Origin of the sequence: Tamlana flava (genome assembly GCF_041287255.1) — a bacterium.
GTDB lineage: Bacteria > Bacteroidota > Bacteroidia > Flavobacteriales > Flavobacteriaceae > Tamlana > Tamlana flava.
Genome location: NZ_JBGGTX010000001.1, coordinates 498,100 through 517,844, shown reverse-complemented (window position 1 = coordinate 517,844; position 19,745 = coordinate 498,100). Strand labels below are relative to the sequence as shown.

Below are 19,745 nucleotides of genomic sequence, written 5' to 3'. Positions count from 1 at the left end.
TAATGCAAGATATTTTAGAACAATACAAATCAGTAACTGAAGAACAAGTAAAAACTTGGTTTAAGGTCGGTTTAACTTCAGATTTTCCAGAAAATAGTGGTGCTTGTATTAAGTATAAAACCAAACAAATAGCGGTTTATAATTTTACACGAACCGGCAAATGGTATGCTACGCAGAACCTGTGCCCTCATAAAATGGAAATGGTTTTATCATTGGGCATGATTGGCGATAAAGATGGTATTCCAAAGGTGGCATGCCCCATGCATAAAAAGAATTTTTCGTTAGAAGACGGCAGCAATTTAGGAGGTGATGACTTAAAAATTGCAACTTATCCTGTAAAGATTGATGAGGGAAATGTGTATATTGGCTTTTCAGATTAAAAAATGAAATGATGAAGCCAACCAGATTTGAAACGGCAATTGCATTAATAGACGAAAAAAACAGTGAAGACACGAATACATATGATGTTTTCGGTATAAAATACCCGAAAGAGCTTCTTTATTCACAGCGCATGACAAGGAAGCTTTTGCAATTTGAACCCAATGCCTCGAAAGCATTGCAGATTGCTGCTCGAGCCCAACATATTTGTAGATGGAAAATACCTCGGGACGAGTATCCGATGGATAGGGTTGGTTATTTGAAGTGGCGAGAAACATTAAAAAAAATGCATGCCAAGTTAACTGAAGAAATATTGAAAAGGGTGGGCTATGATGATATTTTTATTGACCGTGTTTCATTTTTAATCAATAAAAAACTCATTAAAAAGAACGAAGAAACCCAAACTTTGGAAGACACCATTTGTTTGGTGTTTTTAGATTATTATTTTGAAGAGTTTGCCGAAAAGCACGATGACGATAAAATCATAGATATTCTGAAGAAAACATGGGTAAAAATGTCCGACAAAGGTCATGAGGAAGCATTAAAGCTTCCGTTCTCAGATAAAAGCTTGGCCCTTGTAAAAAAAGCTATCTCTTAAATTCCAGGCTTATGACAGATAACGGTAATTCATTAGACCAACGTACGTTTAATAAATTAAGCCGTTTATACATCATCGCTTTAAGCGCCATTGCGGTTTCCGTAATTGCAAGCCAAATTCTTATCAGGAAACATCTTAACGACCAGCAAAGTGATTCCACGGTAATCAATGTAGCAGGTCGGCAGCGTATGCTTAGCCAAAAACTGACTAAAGACATTGTTTCGCTTTCGGCAGAATCTTCTATGGAAGATAGGGTGTTTCTTAAGGATAAAATAAAGGAGACGCTTCATATTTGGGAGCTTTCACATCACGCACTGCAAAAAGGTAATGATAGTCTAGGTTTGCCTAAAAAGAACAGTAAGGCAGTAACCGATAAATTCAGGGTTTTAAATCCCATTTTTGATACTATTTCTGTTGCTTCAAAATCTATTATTGAAAGGATTGAAAACATCCCGCCAATGCCAATTAGTGCATTTGCTAAAGAAATAGAGCAAGTTAAAGCGAATGAGGGAGATTTTCTGATGCTTATGGATGATATTGTAAACCAATATGATTTGGAGGCTGATGAAAAAGTAAGTTGGCTACGTAACCTCGAAATCTGGCTCATGTGTTTCACCTTGCTGATTTTGTTGGGTGAGTTCATGTTTATTTTCTGGCCTACTGCTAAAAACGTTAAAAACATACTGGCCGATTTGCTTTTTGCCGAGCAGCGTGCCAAAAAAATGGCTTTTGAAGCTGACGAATTAAGTATTGCCAAGGAAAAATCAATCAAAGAATTGCGTGCGCTTAGCCATGCCATGGATGAGACTTTGTTGTTTGCAAGAATTGCCCCGAACGGGCAGGTGCTTCATATGGGAAATAAGTTTTCTCGGCTATTTCGGTTTTCAAAACTTGACGAAAATGTATTGTTTTGGAAGGTCTTATCCACTGCGGAAAATGAGCAACTTATTATTGAAGATATAATTGTTAAACATAAGAAAACAGGTTGGCAGGGAGAATTAAAGGGAACAACAAAGGACGGTGATGGGGTTTGGTTGGAAATGTCGGTTATCCCTTTTAGTCCAACAGAAGACAGGTCTGAATTACTCATTATTGCTTCAGAAATTACAGAACGGAAAAAGGCGCAACTGGAAATTGAACGCTTAACAAAACAAAGTTTTGAAGAGAAAATGAGTCAACAAAAAATAATCTCAAGTAAGATTATTGAAAATCAGGAAAAAGAACAAAATAGGATTGCCAAAGATGTGCACGACGGCATTGGACAGATGCTGACTGGTTTAAAATACAATTTGGAAAGCATAGATACTAAAGATGTTAAAAAGGCTACGGCAAAAATAGAACATTTAAAAGAACTCACCTCAAACATCATAAAAGGAGTTAGGACGGCAACGTTCAACCTAACGCCGCCAGAGCTGACCGATCATGGTGTTGTTCCTGCAATTACCAAGTTGACCCAAGAATTGTCTCGACTTACAGGTAAACAAATTATGTTTTTTAACAAGACTGATTTTAACCAAAGATTGGATTCGCTTACCGAAATCAATATTTACAGAATAACCCAAGAGGCGATAAACAATGCCATAAAATATGCCGATTCTACTCATATACTGGTGTCGCTGGCACATAGCGAAAATATGTTGAGCATTGTTGTGGATGATAATGGAAAAGGATTTGAGCCATCCAAGGTTGAAAAAGTAAAAAATGGGGATGGTGGTATGGGCATGACCTTTATGCGAGAGCGTATAAATTTTATTGGAGGTCGTTTGTTTCTTAATTCTGAAGTTGGAAAAGGTACTCGGGTAACCCTGAATATTCCATTGTAGGGTAAATTGATTTGTAAATAAATACGTATTATTACGTAATTTTATTAATTTTGTACTTAATAACTTAAGTTTAAGGATATGATTAAAGTGGTTTTAGCAGACGACCATGTTTTGGTTAGAGATGGCATTCGGGCTCTTTTAGAAGATCAATCTGGTATTATTGTGGTTGATGAAGCGTCCAACGGAAAGGAAGCTCTAGAAATTATTGAGAAAAATAAGCCTGATGTGCTTATTGTCGATATTAGAATGCCAGAAATGAATGGTATTGAAGTGGTCGGGGAAATCAATAAACATCATAAAGATGTTAAAACTTTAGTACTTTCTATGCATGATTCAGAGGAGTATGTTGTACAATCCATTCAAGCCGGTGCGGACGGATACTTATTAAAAGGAGCTAGTAAGGAAGAATTCCTAAAAGCCTTAAATAAAGTGGCATCAGGAGGGAAGTATTTCACTGGGGATGTGTCTGCAATTATAATGAATAACTTTGTTAACGGAAACACAAGTGTACCTGCACCCAGAAAAGAGCCAAAAGAAGATCCATTTAATTTAACAAAGCGAGAAAGGCAAATTCTTGAATTGGTGTTGCAACTAAAAAATAACAAAGATATAGCTGAAGAACTACAAATTAGTAAGCGTACCGCAGAAGTACATCGTTTTAACCTTATGAAAAAGCTTGACGTTAAAAACCTAATGGAACTTACCAATAAGGCCAAGGAATATGAATTGGTTTAGGGTTGTTTAAACCAAATGTCATTTTATAAGGTGGTATGTGTTTTATTTTTGCCGAATCCACAAAAAGCATATTCAAAAATTATCAATCTCGTATAAATACGTAAATACGTAAATTTATATTGCATAATTAAGTATTAATACTTAGTTTTGTACGTATAAAATTTATGTATCATGGCACAAATTGCACAATCAAAAGCTACAAAGCTTAGTTTATTGGATTTTAAAAATGTATCTACGCGTACATTTTGGATAACCTCAATATCATTCTTTTTATGTTTTTTCTCATGGTTTGGTATTGTTCCGTTCATGCCCGATGTTGTTAAGGATTTAGGTTTAACACCAGACCAAAAATGGAACTCTATCATCCTTGCGGTTTCGGGGACTGTATTTGCACGTCTACTTATAGGCAAATTGTGTGATAAGTATGGTCCAAGATTATGCTACACTTGGTTGCTCATGTTGGGTGCAATTCCTGTAATTTTGTGCGGATTGGTGCAAACGCCTATGCAATTTTTAATATGCAGATTGTTCATTGGGTTTATTGGAGCTTCTTTCGTTATTACACAAGTTCATACATCTTTAATGTTTGCGCCCAATATTGTTGGAACAGCAAACGCAACCTCAGCTGGATGGGGTAATCTTGGTGGGGGAGCAAATCGTTTGGGAATGCCGTTAATTGCTGCTACCGTAGTTAGTTTTGGTGTTGCTGAAGGAGAGGCTTGGAGATATTCCATGGTAGTTGCTGGTGTGATTTGTTTTTTAATGGGATTGGTTTATTTTTTATTTACTAAAGATACGCTACAAGGAAACTTTAAGGATTTAAGAGCTTCAGGAGAAATGGTAAATACTAAAAAAGACCAAGTAGGCTTTTTAACTGTTATTAAAGACTATAGAACATGGATTCTTTTCTTGGTATACGCAGCTTGTTTTGGAATAGAGTTGACGGTCTATGGTACGATGGATGATTATCTTCAAAACACCTTTCAATTAGAGAGGGTAACTGCCGGAAACATAGTTTTGTCTTTTGCACTTATGAATATTTTTGCTAGAACACTAGGAGGTTTCTTTGGGGATAGATTTGGAAAACTTAAGGGTTTAAGGGGCCGTGTACTGTTCTTGTCAGGAATTTTAGCAATTCAAGGAACAATGTTGATGACCTTTTCAACAACAACAAGTATCATTGTCGGCATTGTATTTTTAATATTGTTCAGCTTATCGGTTCAAATGGCCGAAGGGGCAACTTTTTCAGTGGTGCCATTTATTAATAAAAAGGCTATTGGTTCTGTGTCCGGAGTTGTGGGTGCAGGAGGTAATGTAGGTGCGTTTTTGGCTGCTATGTTATTAAAATCGCAGTCAGCAGTTGCTGAAAAGGCAGCCATAGCCGCCAATGAAGGTTTGGGTGTCGAGGCCATAAAATCTGCCCAATCGGCGGCATCTTCCGCAGCTGTTTCTTCTGGGTATTTTATCATTGGTTTGATAGTGGTTACAACGGCAATTGTGGCTCTGGCCATTAAGTTTTCAAATGAAGATGAAGAAGTATCTGAAGAAAATATTCCTAATGGAGAATTGGCTACGATAAAAATTGGCGCTGATAACTAAAGAAAATATCTAAAATTTAACAGTCAATTTTAAAGGATTAAAATATTGGAACTGTAATTTTTATTGTATTCTGAATAATGCTTCAGTGTTCGTTCCATTCTAAAATTATTGTCTTAACTTAGTCTAAATCTTGGTTTAAATGTTAAAAAACGAAGTAAAAACAACATGTTCCTATTGTGGTGTAGGCTGCGGTATTATTGTTAAAAAAGATAGCAATAACAAGGTATTGGTTGTGGGCGATAAAGACCATCCCGTTAACAAAGGTATGTTGTGCTCTAAGGGAATGAATTTGCACTATGTTGCCAATGACGTTTCCGACAGGATTTTATACCCCGAAATGCGCTGGAGCCGATCCCACCCCCGAGAACAAGTAAGTTGGGACGATGCATTGAATAGAGCGGCTAGTGTTTTTAAGTCGATTATAAAAAAATACGGTCCAGATAGCGTTGGCTTTTATGTGTCCGGACAAAGTTTAACCGAGGAGTACTACATTGCTAACAAGCTCACAAAAGGTTTTTTGGGAACCAATAATATTGATACCAATTCACGGTTATGTATGAGTTCTGCAGTGGTTGGCTATAAGAAAACTTTTGGAGAGGACAGTGTGCCTATTTCCTATGAAGATATTGAATTGGCTGATTGTTTTTTAATTACTGGAGCCAATCCAGCGTGGTGCCATCCTATTTTATTCAGGCGTATTGAAAAGCGTAAAGAGGAAAACCCAGAGGTTAAAATTATAGTGGTTGACCCCAGAAGGACGGATTCGGCCAACTTTGCAGATTTACATTTACAGTTACTACCAGGAACAGATGTTGTGCTTTACAATGCCATTGGGAGGTGTTTGTACAAACGGGGCTTGATTGATGAAGATTTTATAAAAAACTACACAGAAGGGTTTGATGCGTATAAAGATTTAATTTTTAAAACAACCTTAAAGCAGGCTTCTATTTTATGCGGTATTCCCGAAAAAGATATCCAAAAAGCTGCGGATATTATCGGTGTTTCAAAAGGTTTTATTAGCATGTGGGCCATGGGGCTTAACCAAAGCGTTGTGGGTACCGATAAAAATGTGTCTTTGCTTAATTTATCCCTCATTACAGGAAAAATCGGAAAACCCGGGTCCGGTCCATTTTCGTTAACAGGTCAACCAAATGCAATGGGGGGACGTGAAGTAGGGGGAATGGCTAATCTTTTGGCGGTTCACAAAGATTTAATGAATGAAGAGCATCGGCGTGAAGTAGCCCAATTTTGGGGTGTTGACAGGATTAACCCAAAACCGGGATTAACCGCCACCGAAATGTTTGATGCTTTGGAAAGTGGTAAAATGAAAGCGGTTTGGATTGCTTGTACCAACCCATTAGTAAGCTTGCCAAATACCCACCGTATTGAAAAAGCTATGGAAAATGCCAAGTTCGTGGTGGTTCAAGATATTTCGCATAAATCAGATACTGTTGCTTATGCCGATTTGGTTTTACCGGCTGCGGCATGGTTGGAAAAGGAAGGCACTATGACCAATTCTGAACGTCGTATTTCATACCTGCCAAAGGAAATCAATGCACCGGGAGAGGCTCGCCCAGATGTTGAAATTTTCTGTGACTTCGCTCAGCGCATGGGTTTTAGGGGATTTAATTACAGTAATACGGAAGAGATTTATGATGAGTATGCCTCAATGACCAAGGGCACTAATATTGACGTGTCCTTTTTAAATTATGAGCGCTTAAAGCTTGAAGGAACTTTTCAATGGCCAGTTTCAGAGTACAGGCATAAAGGCACACCAAGACTTTTTGAAGATAAAAAATTTTACACACCATCGCAAAAAGCACAATTCAATATTCCAAGCCATATTGTAAATACCTCAGTTCAACCCAACGAAGATTTTCCGCTTATTTTAACAACGGGTCGTATTCGAGACCAATGGCACACCATGACTAAGACGGGCAAGGTGTCACGTTTAAAAACACATTATCCTAAACCTGTTTTGGAAATCAATCCCGTAGATGCCTATTTGTACAAACTCAAAGATGGGGATATCACAGAAATTAAAGGTGAAAATGGGGTAGTTCGGGTGCGGGCAAAAGTTATAGATAGCATTAAAAAAGGGGTTGTGTTTCTGCCCATGCATTGGGGCAAGCAGCTTCAAAGTGATTTGAACAGAGCGAACAATTTGACCAATACCCATGTTGACCCAACCTCTAAGGAACCTGATTTTAAGTTTACAAGGGTTTCAGTTGCAAAGTATAAGAAAGTTGTAGAAAAAATAATTATCGCCGGGGCAGGAGCAGCGGCGTTCAGGTTTATTCAAAATTATAGGGAATATAATCAAGCTGATGAAATCCATGTGTTTTCAAAAGAGCCCAATTTGTTTTACAATAGGGTGCTATTGCCAGAATATGTAACCGAGGAGTTAAGTTGGGAACAACTTCTAAAGATTAAAAAGTTAGAGTTAGCCAAACTTAACATTCAGGTGCACCCCGAAACCCATATTATCAATATTGATAAAAAGCACAAAGTAGTAGTCGACAGCAACAACAAAGAGCATGGTTTTGATAAATTGATATTGGCTACAGGCAGCCGTGCATTCATTCCAAAAGATGTGCAAATAGATTTGCCTGGACGCTTTACCATGCGAAACAAAAAGGATGCTGACGATTTTAAAGCCTATTTAGAGGCTACTGGATTACCTCCTGAAGAACAACACGTTGTCATTGTAGGTGGTGGTTTATTGGGACTTGAGTTGGCAGCTGCCATGAAGCATAAAAATGTAAAAATTACCATTATCCAGCGAGCCTCTCGTTTAATGGAGCGTCAATTGGATAAAGTGTCTAGTAAGTTACTGGCTCTTGATGTGCAAGAGCGGGGTATTCAAATTTATTTTGATAATGAGGTAAGCACCGTTTTCGATGACGATGAAACAGGGGAATTGAACATCACATTAAAAAGTGGAAAGTTTATTACGGCTAATGCTATTGTTTATGCCATTGGAACAATTCCTAATATTGAAATAGCAAGAGAAAATGGTATAGCTTGTAGTAGAGGTGTTAAAGTGAACCAGCATTTGCAATCATCGCACCCTGATATTTTTGCCATTGGAGAGATTGCTGAATTCAATAACCAATTGTTCGGAATTACATCGGCTGCCGAAGAACAAGCCAATATACTGGCTAACTTTATTGCAGGAGATATAAGTGTGGCATACAATGGTTCAGTTTTAATGAATATCTTAAAATTCAACGATTTAAACCTGTGCAGTATTGGTGATATTACCGTTCCTGAAAATGATGATAGTTATGAGGAAATTATTTTCACAGATATTAAAAAGCGTTACTATAAAAAGTGTATCGTTAAGGACGACTTGTTGGTTGGCGCTGTTTTAATGGGTGACAAGAATGAATTCGCCGAGTTTAAAACCATGATAGAAAGTAAAATTGAGATGGCCGAAAAGCGAGATACCTTGTTGCGTGGTGCATCGAATACTGAGCCTGTTATTGGTAAATTGGTTTGCTCATGCAGTCAGGTTGGTGCAGGAAATATTGAGGAGTCCATTGCAAAGGGCTGTGTAGATTTTACTGAATTATGTAACAAAACAGGTGCTGGTTTAGGTTGTGGAAGTTGTAAAACAGAAGTTAGGGAAATACTTCAAAACGCTAAAGTATTGTCATGATGGAAGAACCTTATAGATTACGAATAAATGGAGGGGTATTGTCTCCAGGTGAGCTTAAATACATTTGTGAAGCAGCCGAAGGTTTAGGTTTGGATGCTATTTCATTCGGTTCAAGACAAGATATTATTTTTCCTGAGGATATTGATGAAAGTAAGTTTGCCCAGTTTGATAAAATCAAATTTGTTAAGCCAAAAAGGGATGGCGTTGAGAACATAGCCTCATCTTATGTTTCGGCTGAAATCCTTCCGAGTACATCATGGTTGACAAGCGATAGGTATTTATACATTATTGAGCAGTTTAAGCACAAACCAAAATTGCGTATAAATGTTACAGACCCTAAGCAACGTTTGGTTCCATTGTTTACAGGCAATGTTAATTTTATTGCTTCAGAACATGACGATTATTGGTATTTGTATGTAAGGCTGCCCGGTTGGAAAAAAACGATAATGTATCCAGCGCTTATTTACAGTTGGGACATGGATAAAGTGGAGTTTGCCATTGAAAGTGTCCTGCAAGAAGAACCGGAGACTATTGAAACCCTTTTTGAGCTGGTAAGTGATGCCGTAGACACCAATAATAGAACGGTTGATAAACCTTTGGAAGTTCCGTTTTACCCATTTCCGTATTATGAAGGCATGAACCGTATTGGACCTGACAGGTACTGGTTAGGACTCTATTGGAGGAATAATCGATATGATTTGAAGTTCCTAAAGGCCATGTGTGAATTGTGTTCGGAAAACAAAATAGGTAAAATATCCATTACCCCGTGGAAATCATTTATCGTGAAGGGTATTCCGTTAAGCTCAAAATTGCAATGGGAAAAGTTCTTGGGTAAATTCGGAATCAATGTGCGGCATTCCATGTTGGAAATGAATTGGCACTTGCCTGTTAATGATCCTGGGGCTTTAAATCTAAAAAAATATCTGGTGTCCAATTTTGATCAAAATGACATCAGTACATACGGACTAACCTTTGGTGTAACAAGTTATGACAGTGATACCTATAACTTCACCTCAATAGTTATCGAAAAGAACAAACAACCGGAAGCTATTGGCGATTTTGTAACCAGAGACACTTATAATTTATTGTATGCCAAGAATTTCGATCCCAATACCCGAGAGTACATTATGCATGTTCAAGACGTGGACAAGGTCGAGCTTCCTGTATTACTAATGGAACTGAGCCAAATGTATTTTGACCAGCTGGGAACAGAAAGAGATGATGAAGAATCGATAGTGGAAGTAAAGGACACCTTTGAAGAGGAGGTACTCCAATGCCCCGAATGCCTCACGGTTTACAATGAAGTTTATGGAGATGTCACCCAAAACATTTCGCCCAATACGCCTTTTGAAAATTTGCCTGAAACTTATGTTTGTTCATTATGTGAAGCCCCAAAAAGTAGCTTTGAGAAGAAAGTTTTGGTGAAGTAAAACAATCTAAACCATCATCTTCAGCAACTTTGCAATCGCTATTTTTTACATATTCGGTAAAAAACCACTTCTTTAAATTTGATTTAATTAAAATCGGCACCCCCGTGTTAAGGAATGTTTAAAACTGGGTATAGCCCTTGTCCAGTTTGAAACAATGTTTTAATTTTAATTGACCTCCACTAAATAGGGTTTGTTTTCAATATTTAGGTAATTTTCACTTTTTATAAGTTGTTGTCTTCTATTTATTTATAAATAGAAAGCATTCATTTTAAATTAAAATACACCAAAATCATGCCTCAAACTAAAAAATATGCTAACGGGTTAAAAAGTATTTCAAGATTACTCCAAAGAGGTTCAAAACTGAAGGATATTGCGAAGAAAAAGTTGTTTGAAAAATCAAAGTTGGACAATTTAAAAATTACTGAAACGGAAACGAAGTTTCATTATGAGCTAAAATTGCCCGGTTACATTAAGGACGACTTTTATTTTTATTTGGATAATGGTAATTTAGTTGTAACAACAGATAAAAGTAAATTGTCTGAGTCGGCCCAAGAGGAAAATTTGAGCAAGAAAAGGCATTTTTACTGCTATCCTTCTGCACGTTTTAAAATAAAAATTCCTCTACCAAATAAGCCAATTAAAAAGGAAATAGAAGTGGATTACACCGATGAGGTGTTGAAATTTGATTTATTGAAATTAAAATAATTTTAAATAATCCATATTAGCTGCTTTTACTCAATCAGCCACCAATGGTAATCATGCTCCTGTTTTTGGTGTGCAGCTCGGGTTTTTCCAGTTTTTCCATGCTGTCCATACCTCCTCGCATTTTAAGCTTAGCTTTTACCGCTTTTTCAATGACGGGTTCAATAGGTTTTCCTGCTCGAAGTGAACTTAATAAATCCGATTCGGTGGAAGAAAACAAACAGTTTTTTAATTGTCCGTTGGCGGTTAAACGGAGCCTGTTGCAGGAATCACAAAATGGATTGGTAACTGAGCTTATTATGGCAAAACTACCTTTATGGCCTTTTATTTTATAATTTTTTGAGGTGTCGTTAGGTGCATCTTCAAGACGAATAATGTGTTCTTCAGAAAATGAGTTTTTTACATAATTCATCACTTCCGCATATGATACCATTTTACTCATATCCCATTTATTGCCATCAAAGGGCATAAACTCGATAAACCGAACAGAAATAGGATGTTCTTTAGTGAAATTGATGAAATCTATGATTTCATTGTCGTTAAAACCGTTTATTAATACGGCATTTACTTTTACATTAAACCCTTCTTTTACCAATAGTAGAATGTTGTTGTAAACCTTATCAAACTCAGCCCTTCGGGTAATGTGTTTGAATTTTTCACGGTTTAAAGAATCCAAACTAACATTGATGCTTTTTACGTTGTTGGCTTCTAAAACATCAATAAATCTATCGATAATCAGCGCATTTGATGTTATGGATAATTCTACGGGAAGCGTTGCCAATTTTTCTAAAACGACATTAAAATCCTTTCTTACCAAGGGCTCACCACCAGTTAACCTTATTTTGTTAACACCGTGTTTCACAAATATTTTAGCAATGTCATAAATCTCCTCATAAGTCATAATATGGCTTTTGGGAGAAAGTTGCACTCCTTCTTCGGGCATGCAATATGTACATCGCAAATTGCAGCGCTCTATTAACGAAATGCGCAAATAAGTGTGGTCTCTGCCAAATTTGTCTTGTAATATGTTGTTTTTTTCGCTCATTTCTTCGCTCTGTTTAATTGTGGAACCATTTAATTGTGTAACTGAATAAACCTTTTAACGATTCAACAGATAAACGTTTAATCGTGTCTTGCACCTCTTAAAACGCCAAAAATGTGTAATACAGAAGGGAAAATAGCATCCATTGATTCTTTAGCACCATTTGTTGAACCTGGTATGGCTAAAACCAAAGTGTTTTTCATGGTTCCTGCGACGCTTCTGGATAACATGGAGTAAGGCGTTCTTTCTTGCCCGTAATTACGAATGGCTTCTTCAATTCCAGGAATACGCCTGTCTAAAATGGGAATTAAGGCTTCTGGCGTTACATCTCTACCAGAAAGCCCCGTACCTCCCGTATAAATGATTAAATCAACGCCTTTTTCTTGGTATGTCTTTGCTTTATTCTGAATGGTTTCCAATTCATCAGGAATAATGATGTAATCCTCAATTTTCACGTTTGAAGTTTCCAGTTTTTCTATAATGGCTTTTCCTGCTCTATCTTGCTTTTCTCCTTTTGAGATGGTATCACTACAGACAATTACCGCTGCAGTTAAATCGGTTCTAAATCGGTTTTTAAAATCAGATTTTCCGCCTTTTTTCTTTAAAAGTTTAATACTAAGAATTTCAATGCCCTTATCAATTGGTTTAAGCATATCGTACATATTTAAAGCGACTACACTGGAACCATGCATGGCCTCAACTTCAACGCCCGTTTTGTAAATGGTTTTCACAGTGAACAAAACAGTGATTTCAAGTCCGTTTATTTCGTATTCAACACTCGTAAATTCTATTGGCAAAGGATGGCAATCTGGTAAAATATCTGGTGTGCGTTTTACACCCAATAAACCAGCCGCTTTACTCATGGCAAATACATTGCCCTTGGGAACGGTGTCGTTTTTTATAGCTTCAATGGTTTCAGTTTTACTGACCTTTACAATGGCTTGAGCTATAGCTGTACGTAGCGTGGTGCTTTTATGTGTTATATCTACCATGACGGTTGAATCGTTTTATCGTTGATTTGTTTAATTGTTTGCCTGTTTAATTGGGATTTTCGTAAAGCACTTAACTTATTCGATATTTTTTCTATAACCGTTCTAATTTTTTGGTAATCTTTTTCGGAAAGAAATCCTAATTCATGAGCAATGATAATTTGATTTAAAACTTCCATTAATGAACTAAATGCTACTGTTGAAAAATGGGCTTTGTCTTTATCCGTATTTCGAGAACTTCCTTCAGCCAAATAGGAAGTTATGGATATAGATGCTCTTCGGAGTTGATTTGTTAATCCAAATTTTTCTTCGCTTGAAAAGTCTTTTGTAGTTAAATAGATTGATTTAACTAATTCTTTGGAATCAACCCAAACATTTAATTTTTCAAATGAAAACGTATATGCCATATTTTACTTTTTTACGATTAAACCATTCAACAAATAAACAACTCCACAAAAACACTAAGTGTTTTTCTTCCATTGGTGACTCTCATCTTCGAAGATTTCCTTTCCAAAAACGGGAACAACTGCTTTTATAGCTTCTACAATAAATTCTAGAGCTTCAAAAACCACTTTTCGTCGTGGTGAAGAGACAAAAACAAATAAGCATATGTCGCCTGCTTTTACAGTGCCTAAGCTGTGATAGATATGCATGCAAGTGAGCTTGAATTTTTCAAAAGCGGCTTCCCTAATCTCGTGGAATTTTTGATTAGCCATATCTTCATAAGCGGTATATTCAATGGCTGTGACTGTTTTGCTATCAATAACATCAGCACGCACTTGGCCCAAAAAAATATTGTGGGCACCAATGCTTGTTTTGGTTTGGTGCTTGGTGATGGAATCGCCTATAAATTCTGAGGAAATTGCTCCTTCCTTAAAAACATTCTTTATTTTTTTATCTGACATGTGTTGTTGTTTTATTTTCGTTTAGACACTTAATGATTTCCGAAACGCCTTCATTTAGGCTATAACAATGTTTTATGTTAAGTTTTTGCAACATTGAAACTGCTTTTTGACTTCTTATTCCTGATTGGCAAAACAGAACTTTGTCTTTATTTGCATCTATTTTTTCTAGTTTGTTTTCCAATTGGCTTAATGGAATTGAGGTGGTTTTTAGGTCATTCACTTTTGGAACTTCATCAAATTCCCTAACATCAATAAACTGAACGTTTTCTTTGTTTAGGGCGTCTTTCATTGAAATGGTTTGAACGGGAATTTCGCAAATAACATTCATTTGTCTTTTACTGAAATCGCTTTTATTTTTCAAAACTTTGTTGATTTCACTTCCAGAGCGTTTGATGGTTAAGGTTGAATTTTGAAGCGTTAACGCGTTGTAGCAAAACAATTTACCAGATAGCGTTTTGCCAATGCCCAAAATAATTTTCAAAGCTTCATTAGCTTGCATGCAGCCAATAATTCCGGGTAAAACACCTAACACACCAATCTGCGAACAGTTTGGAACACTGTCCTTTTTTGGCGGATTTGGAAACAAACACCGGTAACTTGGCCCATTTTCATAATTAAACACAGAAACCTGACCTTCAAACTTGTAGATAGCTCCAAAAACCAGAGGTTTGTTTACGATAATGCTAGCATCATTTACCAAATAGCGGGTTTCAAAGTTGTCACTACCGTCCAAAATAATATCGTATTCTTCAAAAAGTTGAAGTGCGTTTTGGTAAGTCAGTTTTTCCGCATAAGCGATGATTTTTATCTTGCAGTTTAAATCCTGTAAACGTTTTTTAGCAGCAATGGCCTTATTTTCTCCAAGAGAACTTGTTCCAAATAAAACTTGGCGCTGTAAGTTGGATTCCTCAACGATATCAAAATCGATGATGCCCAAGGTGCCAACACCCGCAGCAGCGAGATATTGCAAAACAGGACAGCCCAAACCACCTGCACCAACTACCAAAACACGGGCGTTGTTGATTTTGTCTTGACCTTTTTGGCCAATGTCGGATAGGATGATATGTCTATTGTATCTATTCAATTTTGTTTAATAGTTTATTTGTTGAATTGTTTATATGGTTATGTTGTTCAACAGTTTAACCTCCAGCAAATGGCGGTAAAATTGCTATCTCTTGTCCAGTTAATTTTGTATCATTATCAACCAATTTCTGGTTTTGGGCGACTTTAAAATCTTTGGTTTTTAAATCGGGGTATTTCACTGTTAAACGCTCAAGGAGTTCAGAAATTGAGCTTTCTGAGCATTCCAACGATTCTTCAATTTTTTGCGTTGCTTCAGCTATTTGACCTAAATATTTAATATTAACAATCATTTTCAATTGATTTTAGTTCCTCTAAAGTATTCACGTTTTTGGTGAATCTATCATTTTCATTATTTAACTTGATGGTTTTTACTTGGCATTGGTTTGCTGCATATTGCATTCGGCGTTCACCGTTTTTTAACAACCCATAAAACTTGTCTTTGCAAGTTGTTCTGTAAAGTGCAATCAATGGCATGGTTTTGTTCTTGCTTTCAATATGGATAACTTCCGAATTCACATCTACTGCTTCAATTAAAAGCGTTAAGATTTCCGAAGTAATCAGTGGAATATCGCAACTTAAAACCAAATTGTATTCGGTTTTTGACTGTTTCAAACCTGAATATAATCCAGCCAATGGACCGGCATCTTTTATTTCATCCTCAATTCTTCTTAATTTAAAAGCATCGTAAGCCGCATTGTCTGAGATGATTATAATTTCAGAAACTAAAGGGTTTAAGGCATCAATACTATGTTCAATGAATAGTTTTCCCTTAAAGGACAAAAATCCTTTGTCGGTACCCATTCTGCTGCTTTTGCCGCCAGCAAGTATAATGCCTGATATGTTTTTTTTATGAATCATTTAAGTGAACATTAGTTTTGCACAAGCTATGAGCAATACAAAGGTAAGAATGTACCTCAAGCTTTGATTATTGATTTTTCTGCTACCATAATAACCGCCTAAAACACCACCAGTAAGTGCAATGGCAACCAGTAAAAAAGATTCCTTTTCCAAAGTTACACCACTGGTAAATTGTCCAATTAAGCCGGAGGCTGAATTTACCCAAATGAACAATGCCGAAACGGCCGCAGCTTCTTTCATTTTCCCCCAATGCAACAGTAAAATTAAGGGTGTTAAAATAATACCGCCACCAATGCCAATAAGCCCTGAAAAGAATCCAATAAAGCCACCGATAATTAATCCTTGCCAAATTTTTACAGGTTTTAGTATATCCTTTTCCTTTCCGAAAACATTGAGCATTTTTAAAATGGCGAAAACAAGTAAAATGGCTAATATTTTTTTGTAGATGGAAGCGTCAATTTCAATAGTGCCTCCGAGAAAAGCCATGGGAATTGAGGCTAATGCAAAGGATGAAAACAATTTTTTGTTGAAAAAACCAGCTTTAAAATAATAATAAAAAGAAATGCCTGCCACGAACAAATTAAGTAATAGGGCTGTTGGCTTCATAAACTCAGGTGCAAACGAAAATAAAGCCATTAAGGCCAAATAGCCACTGGCGCCACCGTGCCCAACACTGGCATATAAAAACGAGATAATAGGTAATATCATTAGAAATGGAAATATGTTTTCAATTCCTTGCATTATAAGGTGTTGATTTTGTTTAGTTGCTCATCCAAAAAGGCCCAGCAGTTTTTATTTATTTCTTCAAAAGCATAGATTAAAGACTTTCCATAATCCGTTAATTCGGCACCGCCACCACCTTTTCCACCAATGCTATTGATGGTTACCGGTTTTTTTGCTGATTTGTTAACTGAATCTAGTAGTTGCCATGCTTTTTTATAGGATATGTTCAATGATTTAGCAGCCTTGGAAAGCGATCCTGTTTCTTGTATGGCTTTTAGCAAATGAACTCGCCCTTCACCCAAAAGCACATTATCTCCAGATTCAATCCATATTCTACTTTTAATTTTATAACTCATATTATACGGGCAATAAAATGGTTTCAACAGTATCGTTTACATTGATGCTTGTCAAGGTTTCAGGTGCATAAACCAACGCATTTGAAAGCGCAAATGTTTGTTGCATAGCAGAACTTTGTCCTTCTAAAATTTCAACTTTCCCGTTTTCGTAAATTGCCTTTAAAAATTGTGGACGGTCACCTTTCTTTTCGAAAGCTGTTAGCGATTTTGCCCTAACTCGGGGTAATTCATTTTTCTTTCGGGCCATCATGTTTTGTAAAGCGATATAAACATAAAGGTAAAAACAAGATAGGGCAGCGGCTGGATTTCCGGGAAGGGCAAAAATATTGGTGTTTCCTTTTTTTCCATAGAATAACGGTTTACCAGGTTTTTGTTTTACCTTATAAAATACCTCCTCAACCTGTAATTCACTTAAAGCCTTTCCAACAAAATCATAATTACCGACGGAAATGCCACCTGTTATTATCACTAAATCATTTTGACTTATTGCAGCGCTGAGCGCAGAGATTGTTTTGTTATAATCGTCTTCTACTTTTTCAATGGCAACATCATAAAATTTTAAGCTGTACAGTGCGCTCAGTAGCATTTTTGAGTTACTTTCATAAATCTGGCCATATTTTAAATCTTTTCCTGGCTCAATCAATTCATTGCCTGTTGTAATTAATGCAATTGAAGGTTTTTGGTAAACAGGAACGCGTGTTGTGCCAAGCGAGGAGAGATAGCCAATAGCAGCTGGAGTTAACGCTGTACCCTTTTTTAAGGCAATATTTCCTTTTTTTACTTGTTCGGCCATTGGACGAATATTGCATTCCAAAGGAATTTGATGAGCTATCTTAATTTCGTCATCATTCCCTTCTACCTTTTCTTGCATCATAACAGCATTTGCTGAATCAGGGACCGCTGCCCCGGTAAAAATTCTAACGGCTTCTCCTGGTTTTAAATTAGGATGTTGAGAATCTCCTGCTTTTATCTCACCAATTAATTTATAAGAAAGGCTGTCGTGCATGTTTAGTGCATAACCGTCCATGGCCGATTGCCTAAAAGGAGGCATGTTTACTGGAGAAACTATGTCTCTGTATAATAGATAACCACCAGCTTTTTCAACAGGCTTTATTGTTTCTTTCAGTAAAGGTTCACTCTTTAATTTAACCAATTCAATGGCTTTTTCGATGCTAATCATTTCAATAGCGTTATGTCTTAACAAATATAACGAATCTCAATTTCTTTTGAGCGATAAATAGATGGAAAAAGAAATGGAATTAGCAATTGAATAAATTTTACCCCCAAGAAATATTTTTTTGATAATACTTAGAGGAGTATTTATTAAAATGACAAAAATAAGTATTATGTATATAAAAATAAGTATTAATACTTATATTTGAACCGTTATATCATTCTAGATTAATAATTTTTTGCAAACTACCTATTATAATACCGTTTCTACAACAACAAGAAAACGCTTTTCTCAAGACGTTGGATGTATTTCTTGCGAAAATCATAATTGTTTAATAAAACGAAATTTAAGTTCCTTAGAAAATAGCGAGATTAACATCGATAAAAGCAACTTGAGATGTAAAAAAGGTCAGCAATTCATTATTGAGGGCGCACCGGTAAATGGTTTGTTCTTTGTTTTGAAAGGAAAGGTGAAAGTGTTTAGAACCGGTATTAATGGTAGGGAGCAAATTGTACGTTTTGCCACGGCAGGAGAGATTATTGGCCACAGAGGCTTTGGAACGGAAGAGTACTATTCCATTGGAGCGATAGCTCTAGAGGAGACCGTTTTGTGCTATTTCTCAAAAAATGACTTACAGGACATATTGCAAGCTAACCCAAAGTTTGCGTACGATATGATGCTTTTTTATGCCAATGAACTCAACCGAAGTGAGTCTAAAGTGAAATCTATTTCACAAATGACTGTACGCGAGCGGGTAATAGACACGCTTTTGTATATCAATAGAAAGTTTGGTAGCAATAAAGGCTTTTTGGATGTGCCGTTAAGTAGGCGAGAATATGCTGAATATGCAGGCACCACTGAAGAGCAGGTGATACGTGTTTTTTCAGCATTAAAAAAAGAGGAACTTATTATTTCAAAAGGAAAGAAAATAGGGATTAACGATATCCAACTTCTAAAAAATGAAATTAGTGAGCACAATTTCTATTTGGGGTAATTAAAGTGCTTTCCATATACTTTATCAGCTAAGCTATATGAAGTCCATACGTAATAATACTTATGGGCTTTGTCTTTTTATAAGCCCTTCGGTTCATTCTTATACCAGTTATTATGGACTTTTCTGTTAATACCTGTTTTTTGATAGTTTTTATCCTGTTGCAAAAGATTGTTTGCTTCTGTTTTATTCCATGATTAATTAAATAGTCATCTTTTACTTTTGCCATAAGTAAGTATTAATACTTAAATACAAGGATACAAATCAAACATGCAATATTTATGGAAACGAAAACAATCACCCTGGTACAAGAATCATTTGAGAAAGTAAAACCTATCGCACCAGCAGCAGCTGAGATATTTTACTCTAAACTATTTGAACTCGACCCTCAATTAAAACCATTATTCCCAAGCGGAGAGGATGCAATGAAGGTTCAAGGAAATAAACTTATGACCATGTTGGCGGCGGCAGTAGCCGGATTAAGTAATTTGGACGCGTTGATACCGGTGTTGCAAGACCTGGGGAAAAGACATGTGGCATATAAGGTAGAGCCTTCTCATTACGATACCGTTGGAGTAGCATTACTTGGAACTCTTGAAGCGGGTTTGGGCGATGCCTTTACTCCTGAAGTAAAAGGGGCATGGGCAAGTGTTTATGGCGTTATGGCTGGAGTAATGATAGAGGCATCTTATTAATAA

At 36.5% G+C, this 19,745-nt stretch carries 20 protein-coding genes; 10 read left to right on the top strand and 10 right to left on the bottom strand.

All coding sequences use genetic code 11. The annotated features are described in order from the left end of the window. Positions 1–2 precede the first annotated feature (2 nt). The 8 genes from nirD (at position 3) to ACB104_RS02100 (ending at position 10,929) form a co-directional block, all read left to right on the top strand. Positions 3–380: a nitrite reductase small subunit NirD gene (gene nirD / locus ACB104_RS02135; RefSeq protein WP_370476630.1), complete on the top strand. Its 378-nt coding sequence runs from the start codon at positions 3–5 to the stop codon at positions 378–380. A gap of 11 nt (positions 381–391) precedes the next feature. Then, complete coding sequence (locus ACB104_RS02130; RefSeq protein WP_370476629.1) at positions 392–976, top strand: DUF4202 domain-containing protein; 585 nt, start codon at positions 392–394, stop codon at positions 974–976. Between the two features lie 11 nt (positions 977–987). Further along, complete coding sequence (locus tag ACB104_RS02125; RefSeq protein WP_370476628.1) at positions 988–2,799, top strand: ATP-binding protein; 1,812 nt, start codon at positions 988–990, stop codon at positions 2,797–2,799. Between the two features lie 78 nt (positions 2,800–2,877). Continuing rightward, positions 2,878–3,534: a response regulator gene (locus tag ACB104_RS02120; protein WP_370476627.1), complete on the top strand. Its 657-nt coding sequence runs from the start codon at positions 2,878–2,880 to the stop codon at positions 3,532–3,534. A gap of 171 nt (positions 3,535–3,705) precedes the next feature. Next, the gene (locus ACB104_RS02115) at positions 3,706–5,133 is read left to right on the top strand and encodes an MFS transporter (protein ID WP_370476626.1); all 1,428 of its coding nucleotides are present in this window, start codon (positions 3,706–3,708) and stop codon (positions 5,131–5,133) included. 139 nt (positions 5,134–5,272) lie between these two features. Continuing rightward, positions 5,273–8,794: a molybdopterin-dependent oxidoreductase gene (locus ACB104_RS02110; RefSeq protein ID WP_370476625.1), complete on the top strand. Its 3,522-nt coding sequence runs from the start codon at positions 5,273–5,275 to the stop codon at positions 8,792–8,794. Then, on the top strand, positions 8,791–10,224 hold the full coding sequence (locus tag ACB104_RS02105; RefSeq protein ID WP_370476624.1) for a rubredoxin: 1,434 nt from the start codon (positions 8,791–8,793) through the stop codon (positions 10,222–10,224). Before ACB104_RS02110 ends, ACB104_RS02105 begins: the two co-directional genes overlap by 4 nt. A gap of 291 nt (positions 10,225–10,515) precedes the next feature. Continuing rightward, complete coding sequence (locus ACB104_RS02100) at positions 10,516–10,929, top strand: Hsp20/alpha crystallin family protein (RefSeq protein ID WP_370476623.1); 414 nt, start codon at positions 10,516–10,518, stop codon at positions 10,927–10,929. A gap of 34 nt (positions 10,930–10,963) precedes the next feature. Here the strand turns inward: ACB104_RS02100 and moaA are convergent, their stop codons facing one another. The 10 genes from moaA to ACB104_RS02050 form a co-directional block, all read right to left on the bottom strand. Continuing rightward, entirely contained in the window at positions 10,964–11,971 is a 1,008-nt protein-coding gene (gene moaA, locus ACB104_RS02095) for a GTP 3',8-cyclase MoaA (RefSeq protein ID WP_370476622.1), read from the bottom strand. Positions 11,972–12,048: 77 nt separating this feature from the next. Next, positions 12,049–12,960, bottom strand: a complete 912-nt coding sequence (gene moaCB, locus ACB104_RS02090; RefSeq protein ID WP_370476621.1) for a bifunctional molybdenum cofactor biosynthesis protein MoaC/MoaB — start codon at positions 12,958–12,960, stop codon at positions 12,049–12,051. Continuing rightward, a complete protein-coding gene (locus tag ACB104_RS02085) occupies positions 12,954–13,364 on the bottom strand; it encodes a four helix bundle protein (RefSeq protein WP_370476620.1) in 411 nt (136 codons plus the stop codon). The genes moaCB and ACB104_RS02085 overlap by 7 nt, the downstream gene beginning before the upstream one ends. Before the next feature lie 54 nt (positions 13,365–13,418). Further along, on the bottom strand, positions 13,419–13,862 hold the full coding sequence (locus tag ACB104_RS02080; RefSeq protein ID WP_370476619.1) for a molybdenum cofactor biosynthesis protein MoaE: 444 nt from the start codon (positions 13,860–13,862) through the stop codon (positions 13,419–13,421). Next, positions 13,852–14,946 (bottom strand): molybdopterin-synthase adenylyltransferase MoeB, encoded by a 1,095-nt coding sequence (gene moeB, locus ACB104_RS02075; RefSeq protein WP_370476618.1) that lies wholly within the window; start codon positions 14,944–14,946, stop codon positions 13,852–13,854. The genes ACB104_RS02080 and moeB overlap by 11 nt, the downstream gene beginning before the upstream one ends. Before the next feature lie 55 nt (positions 14,947–15,001). Then, positions 15,002–15,235, bottom strand: coding sequence for a MoaD/ThiS family protein (locus tag ACB104_RS02070; protein WP_370476617.1), 234 nt, complete (start codon positions 15,233–15,235; stop codon positions 15,002–15,004). After that, the gene (gene mobA, locus ACB104_RS02065) at positions 15,225–15,803 is read right to left on the bottom strand and encodes a molybdenum cofactor guanylyltransferase (RefSeq protein ID WP_370476616.1); all 579 of its coding nucleotides are present in this window, start codon (positions 15,801–15,803) and stop codon (positions 15,225–15,227) included. Before mobA ends, ACB104_RS02070 begins: the two co-directional genes overlap by 11 nt. Next, positions 15,804–16,544: a sulfite exporter TauE/SafE family protein gene (locus ACB104_RS02060; RefSeq protein WP_370476615.1), complete on the bottom strand. Its 741-nt coding sequence runs from the start codon at positions 16,542–16,544 to the stop codon at positions 15,804–15,806. Continuing rightward, on the bottom strand, positions 16,544–16,882 hold the full coding sequence (locus ACB104_RS02055) for a winged helix-turn-helix domain-containing protein (RefSeq protein ID WP_370476614.1): 339 nt from the start codon (positions 16,880–16,882) through the stop codon (positions 16,544–16,546). The genes ACB104_RS02060 and ACB104_RS02055 overlap by 1 nt, the downstream gene beginning before the upstream one ends. Before the next feature lies 1 nt (position 16,883). Continuing rightward, positions 16,884–18,062: a molybdopterin molybdotransferase MoeA gene (locus tag ACB104_RS02050; RefSeq protein WP_370476613.1), complete on the bottom strand. Its 1,179-nt coding sequence runs from the start codon at positions 18,060–18,062 to the stop codon at positions 16,884–16,886. A 232-nt stretch (positions 18,063–18,294) separates the two neighbouring features. Between ACB104_RS02050 and ACB104_RS02045 the strand changes: the two genes are divergently transcribed. Together ACB104_RS02045 and ACB104_RS02040 are read left to right on the top strand one after the other, a co-directional pair. Beyond that, positions 18,295–19,050 (top strand): Crp/Fnr family transcriptional regulator, encoded by a 756-nt coding sequence (locus ACB104_RS02045; RefSeq protein ID WP_370476612.1) that lies wholly within the window; start codon positions 18,295–18,297, stop codon positions 19,048–19,050. Positions 19,051–19,328: 278 nt separating this feature from the next. Beyond that, positions 19,329–19,742, top strand: a complete 414-nt coding sequence (locus tag ACB104_RS02040) for a globin family protein (protein WP_370476611.1) — start codon at positions 19,329–19,331, stop codon at positions 19,740–19,742. The last annotated feature ends 3 nt before the right edge of the window (positions 19,743–19,745 follow it).